Raw genomic sequence first — 6,182 nt, 5'->3', positions numbered from 1 at the left:
GTGTGATGTTGTCGCCCATCGAGGCGAACAGCACGATGGGCGATCTGATATCACGCAGGTCGAAGCCCTTGCCGCCCGCGCCCTTCACATCACCGGACCATAGCTTGTTGCCGACAAACAGATTTCGGGTGATCCACTCGATCTCCTCCCGGTTCATCAGGTAGTAGCCACCCCACCAGCGCTCGAACTCCAGGAAACGCGGCGGCTCCGTGTCGGCCTTGTTGTACAGGTTGAAGTATTTGTCCCACAGGCTGTTGGCGGGATTCAGGTTCTCGAAGTTCTGCACCAGGTGGGCGCCATCGAACTTGCCGTTGCCGAGATCCGCCGTGAACGAGGACAGCCAGGTACCGCCGAGCAGGCCGCCCGCGTAGCGCATCGGGTTGTCTCCCTCATCCTCGCTCCAGGCGCCGCTCCAGTACGACATCGGCGCACCGTTGATGACGATGGGTCCGGTGTCGTCCGGGTCAGAGGCCGCCAGCATCATGGCCGCCCAGCCGCCCTGGCAATTGCCGATGATGGCCGGCTTGGGGCTGTCCGCATGCAGCGCACGGACCTTCTTCACGAAGACCTGCTCGGCCTCGCACACATCGAGCAAGGTCTGGCCCGGTTCGGGATCGCGGAAGAAAATAACGAAGTAGACAGGATGGCCTGCACGCAATGCGACGCCCACCTGCGAATCGTCCTTGAATCCCCCGATACCGGGACCATGGCCCGCGCGGGGGTCGATGATCAGGTAGGGACGGCGGCTGTTGTCGATATGCACGCCTTCGGGCGGTGTGATCCGTAGCAGCGCGTAGTTCACCGGCCGCTCGAACTGGCGGCCGTCGAGGACAAACTCGTAGTCGAAGTGCAGTACCGGCTTCAGGCCCTGCACCGCGTTCTCGACAAAGTGATTGCCGCGCTGCCGGAGCGTGTCCCAGAAGAGGATGGCACGTTGCCCCGCATCCACGGCGTAAGCGTAACAACTCAATGGATCGGCGCCTGTCATCAGCCTGGCGGCGTCGGCAAGGCCCTCGGCTTTGCCAATGCCTTTGCCAATGCCATTGCCATCGCCGCAGGCCTCCTGCACCCGGTGACCAAAGGCTTCCTGTGCATTCCTGACGCGTTTCTGAAGTACCAGACCGGTCTTGATACCGATCTCGTGCGCATGTACTAGTTGCTTTCCAGCATCCATGGTGRTGACCTCGACAGCCAGTTGTTAAACCGTCCGCGAGCGGCATCGCCGGCGGATATGGAAGGTACCTTCGCGTATAGGATTGGCCTCAATAGTGGCGGGCTATGCCCACTGAGCCATGCACGTGCGATTCGGCAACGCCGGCGTATCGGGGCGTCGCGTTTCGCAGACTTGATATGCCTATGTTTTATACATGCGGTCCGCCAGCACATTGACTTGCATCAAGAATGCGTGCTCGTTGCCGAAATGACGTCACGCACCGTTCATTGGCGGGCTTGTTCATTGCCCCGGTGACCGGAATGCAGTTGCCACGCGGCGCACGGGCGGTTGTTGAGAGGCCAGCGCCGGCGGCCAGGCACCTATGGCGGCACCCTGGCGCCGCGCGCCAGCGGGATGTGCCGGGCGCACTTTTCCCTGGACGACGTCCGGCCGCAAGTCGTGACGCTTGCCGGTCCTAAACGCGTCCGGTAGCGCAGAGGCTCAAGAAATGGGCGCCACCGTTTTCGCGTGAAGTGAACAGGCCAGACCCGTCCGGACTTTGCGCCAAATCAAGCACAAGCACCCTGTGCCGAATATCTTGGAAGTATGGACTGCGGCTGTGGCACCAGCGCGTGAGGCGCAGCACACCGGCGTGCACTAAGCGTTGTTTCTTGGAAGCCTTGCTTTTCCATATGGCGCATTCGATTTTGACGGCGGGAACAGGCAACTAGCGTGAGCAGGTCTGTTACCTGAGTGTTATGCCTGATCCAGGTTCCCGTCAGATCCGCGCCCCAAGAGGATGTGATGCCATGACCGACGATCCCGGCACCGCCGGCGAAGCCACCAGCGGGACTTCCATGCGTGGGTGGCGCGCAGTATTTCCTCCTGCGCAGTGGCTGACCACCTACCGGCCGCAGTGGCTGGCGCGCGACGCGATTGCCGGCGTCACGCTCGCTGCCTACGGCATTCCGGTTTCGCTCGCCTACGCATCGCTCGCCGGCCTGCCTCCGCAATATGGCATTTACTGCTATCTGGTTGGCGGCCTCTTCTACGCGCTGTTCGGCTCCTCTCGCCAGCTTGCGATCGGGCCCACCTCTGCGATCTCGATGCTCGTCGGGGTCACGGTGGCGGGCATGGCCAATGGCGATCCGGGCCGCTGGGCCGCCATCGCGGCGCTGACGGCGGTGCTCATGGCCGGCATGTGTTTGCTGGCATGGCTGCTGCGGCTGAGCTCCCTGGTCAATTTCATCAGCGAAACGATACTGCTCGGCTTCAAAGCCGGCGCGGCCCTGACCATCGCCTTGACGCAATTGCCCAAGCTGTTCGGGGTCAAGGGTGGCGGCGAGGCTTTCTTCGAGCGCGTCGTCATTCTCGCCGGTCAGATCCCCGATACCAACCTGGTCGTGTTCGCTTTCGGTCTTGTCGCGCTTGCCTTGCTGCTGCTGGGGGAGAAATTCCTGCCTGGCCGCCCGGTCGCTCTGTTCGTGGTGGTGATTTCCATCATCGTGCTGTCGGCAACGTCGCTGAGTCAGTTCGGCTTCAAGGTCGTCGGTGCGTTGCCGCAAGGTTTGCCGGAGTTCCGCCTTCCCGGGCTGCGGGCACGCGATGTGGACGGGGTGGTTCCGCTGGCATTCGCCTGCGTGTTGCTGTCCTACGTGGAAAGCGTTTCCGCGGCGCGGGCACTGGCACAGACGCACGGCTACGAGATCGATCCGCGCCAGGAACTGCTCGGCCTGGGCGCGGCGAATCTGGCCGCGGGCTTCTTCCAGGCCTACCCTGTCGCCGGCGGTCTGTCCCAGTCATCGGTGAACGACAAGGCTGGTGCCAAGACGCCACTCGCGCTGGTTTTCGCCTCGGTCACGATCGGACTGTGCCTGATGTTCCTGACCGGCTTGCTAGCCAACCTGCCTAACGTGGTACTCGCAGCCATCGTGCTGGTTGCCGTCAAGGGCTTGATCGACATCGGCGAACTGCGCCACGTGTGGCGGGTAAGCCGCCTTGAATTCATTGTATCGATGGTGGCGTTTGCCGCCGTGCTTTTGCTGGGCATCCTGAACGGCGTGCTCGTGGCGGTACTCGTTTCGATGTTGCTGATCATACGGCGCGCGGCGCACCCGCATGTGGCCATCCTCGGCCGCATCCCCGGCACGCGCATTTACTCCGATATGGAGCGTAATCCCGACAACGAAGCCATTCCTGATGTGCGGGTGTTCCGCGTCGAGGCGTCGCTGCTTTACTTCAACGTCGAGCATGTGCGTGCTGCCGTCTGGCAGAGAATCCGCTCGGCCGCCGCGCCGGTCAGGCTGGTGATCTGGGATCTGTCCACCTCGCCCGCCGTCGACCTCGCCGGCGCACGCATGCTGGCGGCATTGCATACGGCATTGAAGGCAGAAGGGATAGATCTGCGGCTTGTGGCGGCGCATGCGAAGGTGCGGGATATGCTTCGCGCTGAAGGGCTGGAGGATCGCCTCGGCTATTTCGGGCGCCGCGTCTCGGTGGCCGATGCGATCGACGAGTTTCAGCGACACGCGGAAACGGGCGGCCCGGCGGGAGCTGAAACGCAGGTCATGGGATAGCGAACGTGGAGGAGGACGTTTCACCACGGGCTGGAGATCTGAGGTTGACCGAGATTGAGCAACCGTTGCCGGACGCCATGAGGGTCGGGAAGGGATGAAGCTTCGGCACCAGTCGGCCAGAACCAGAGAGACGGACTATCATCCGCCCTTACCCTGGTGCCGGTGCTTCCGCCGCCCCCGTCAAGCCGAGACTGACCACGCGCAACGTGGCATCTTCGTGGCAGGYCGTGTCGACAAACCCGAGCCGGCGGGCAAGGCCGCGCATCCCGGTGTTCGAGGCCAGCACGTAGCCTTCCATGGTGCGATATCCGCGTGCGCGGGCGGCAGCGATCAATACTTGCATGAGACACCGCGCCAGCCCGAGACCGTGCCATTCGTCGTCGATCGTCACGGCAAACTCGCAGACATCGCTGCCCGGCGCGGCGGCATAGCGCGCGCCGCCGACAATGCTTTGCGCATCGCCGTAGATGGCGACCAGCGCGCACTCCAGCTCCGGCGCCGGATGCGTTGCCGACTCAAGCATCGCCTCCGGCAACTCCCGCAAGGAGGCCATGAAACGCGTGTAACGCGAGTCCGCGGAAAGCCGGTCGAAGGCCGCCAGCAAGCCGGCCTTGTCCTCCTCCCGGATCTTGCGCAGCACTACCTGCCGCCCATCGCGCAGCGCCACCCGGGCCGGCAGCGATATTTCAGAGAGGGGATTGTCTTGCATGGTGACCTTGTTTGTAGTTGGCCCAGGGGACCGCGTTGCCACGGCGGTCCGCGCGTGCGCTTAGGCGAAACTGACAGAGGTTACGGATTGAAACCCGTGGCCCTCAAAACTGCTCTGGAACGAATTTGTAGGGATAGTCCGGTTCCCGATAGCCACCAGGCTTCTGCCGTTCTGGCAGCTTTACCTTCTTGCGCGGCACGGCTTCGTAGGGAACCTTGGCCAATATGTCACTGATGATATTGAGACGGGCGCGCCGCTTGCAGTTCGAGTTGGCAACATACCATGGTGCGAAGTCCGTGTCCGTTGCAAGGAACATGTCGTCGCGCGCGCGCGAGTAGTCATACCACCGGCTGTAGGACTTCAGGTCCATGCCCGACAACTTCCAGGTCTTCCGCCCATCGTTAATGCGCGCCTCAAGGCGGCGGGTCTGCTCTTGCTCACTGACCTCCAGCCAATACTTGAGCAGGATAACGCCCGAGCTCACGACGGCCTGTTCCACAAGGGGCACGGCGCTCAGGAATGACTCGGCCTGTTCCTCGGTGCAGAAGCCCATGACCCGCTCCACGCCGGCACGGTTGTACCAGCTGCGGTCGAAAATCACCACCTCGCCTGCGGCGGGCAGGTGCGGAAGGTAGCGCTGGACATACATCTGGCTCTTTTCGCGCTCGGTGGGCGCCGGCAAGGCAACCACGCGGAACACGCGCGGACTCACGCGCTCGGTAATGGCCTTGATCGTGCCGCCTTTACCTGCGCCATCGCGCCCTTCAAAGATGATGCAAAGCTTGCAGCCGGTCGCGAGAATCCATTCCTGCAGTTTCACGAGTTCCACATGCAGGCGGGCAAGTTCCTTCAGGTATTCCTTATTGCTGAACTTTCCGTCCTCCCGTGGCTCGGTATCGGCGTCATGCTGATTCGTCTTTGCCATGATTCTTCTCCTGATACCGCCGCTGACAACCCCGGGTGGGCATGTACGTCAAATGTGGCCGCCGGCTTGTGCGTTGGCAATCGGACTTTGGTCCTACACATGCGCCGCGCAACGAAATTTGTTCTCATTCTCAATATCGGGCCTTGCGCATTGGCGGGTGATGGCTGGTACGCACAGGGCCGCCAATGGCGCCCCACCTTGATGATGCTGCGATGCACCGACCGGCACGGCGTTTCTTCCTTGTTTCAAGGTAGTGCAGATCCGCGAGGAAAAATTGACCTGCAACAAGTAACCAGTGCAATACCTACCGCAGCGGTGTTCGTCCATCTAAGCTATACAGAACGTTCGCCTTGAAAACTGCCCATGAAAGCCGCAGCCAGACCAGGAAGGCGACAGCTTCAAATCTGGATCGGCTCGGGTGGTGTTGCCTTGTGCCCGCCGGGGTACGCGCGCCCTCGGTGTCTTCCGCGCGCCTTGCTGGCCGCCTTTGCCGCCTTTTTGGCGATCCCGGCGCTTCCAGCGCTTGCGGAGCCAGGGTTGCCGGCCGCACAGCCTGCTGCTGCCACCGGCGCCCCTCTCGCCAGCGCCCCCCCGCAGGCCATGGGCAGACCGCGGATCTGCCTGGTGCTGTCCGGCGGCGGCGCACGCGGCGCCGCCCATATCGGCATCCTGAAGGTTCTGGAATCGCTGCGCGTGCCGGTGGACTGCATAACGGGTACGAGCATGGGATCGCTGGTCGGTGCCGCCTATGCGACCGGCGTCACGCCAGGCGAAATGGAGAAAATCGTCGCTGGCTTGTCCACCAGCGCACTATTCAAG

Annotated in this window: 5 protein-coding genes; 2 read left to right on the top strand and 3 right to left on the bottom strand. The window is 62.7% G+C overall.

Going from position 1 to position 6,182, the window contains the following annotated elements:
- A partial coding sequence (locus tag AC1DKD_RS37965) for a DUF3141 domain-containing protein (RefSeq protein ID WP_477144470.1) occupies nt 1-1,174 on the bottom strand: 1,174 nt, incomplete at its 3' end.
- Between the two features lie 788 nt (nt 1,175-1,962).
- Here AC1DKD_RS37965 and AC1DKD_RS37960 point away from each other — a divergent pair.
- Nucleotides 1,963-3,729 carry a SulP family inorganic anion transporter gene (locus AC1DKD_RS37960; RefSeq protein WP_477111048.1) on the top strand — a complete coding sequence of 589 codons (1,767 nt, stop codon included), beginning with the start codon at nt 1,963-1,965 and terminating at the stop codon, nt 3,727-3,729.
- Between the two features lie 148 nt (nt 3,730-3,877).
- Here AC1DKD_RS37960 and AC1DKD_RS37955 read toward each other — a convergent pair whose 3' ends face one another.
- Nucleotides 3,878-4,438 carry an N-acetyltransferase family protein gene (locus tag AC1DKD_RS37955; RefSeq protein WP_477144469.1) on the bottom strand — a complete coding sequence of 187 codons (561 nt, stop codon included), beginning with the start codon at nt 4,436-4,438 and terminating at the stop codon, nt 3,878-3,880.
- Nucleotides 4,439-4,541: 103 nt separating this feature from the next.
- The gene (gene ppk2 / locus AC1DKD_RS37950) at nt 4,542-5,363 is read right to left on the bottom strand and encodes a polyphosphate kinase 2 (RefSeq protein ID WP_477111049.1); all 822 of its coding nucleotides are present in this window, start codon (nt 5,361-5,363) and stop codon (nt 4,542-4,544) included.
- A 498-nt stretch (nt 5,364-5,861) separates the two neighbouring features.
- On the opposite strand from ppk2, the gene AC1DKD_RS37945 reads away from it, so the two are divergent.
- The coding region (locus AC1DKD_RS37945) for a patatin-like phospholipase family protein (protein ID WP_477144471.1) at nt 5,862-6,182 on the top strand (321 nt) is incomplete at its 3' end.

The sequence above is a fragment of the Cupriavidus sp. 05T313 genome (assembly GCF_056396665.1).
Note: the sequence above shows the minus strand (reverse complement) of the source record. Positions and strands in the feature narration are given on the sequence as shown.

What these genes read in the sequence shown, in the direction of transcription:
- ppk2 (WP_477111049.1), bottom strand. Translation starts at nt 5,363, where the DNA reads ATGGCAAAGACGAATCAGCATGACGCCGATACCGAGCCACGGGAGGAC.
- AC1DKD_RS37960 (WP_477111048.1), top strand. Translation starts at nt 1,963, where the DNA reads ATGACCGACGATCCCGGCACCGCCGGCGAAGCCACCAGCGGGACTTCC.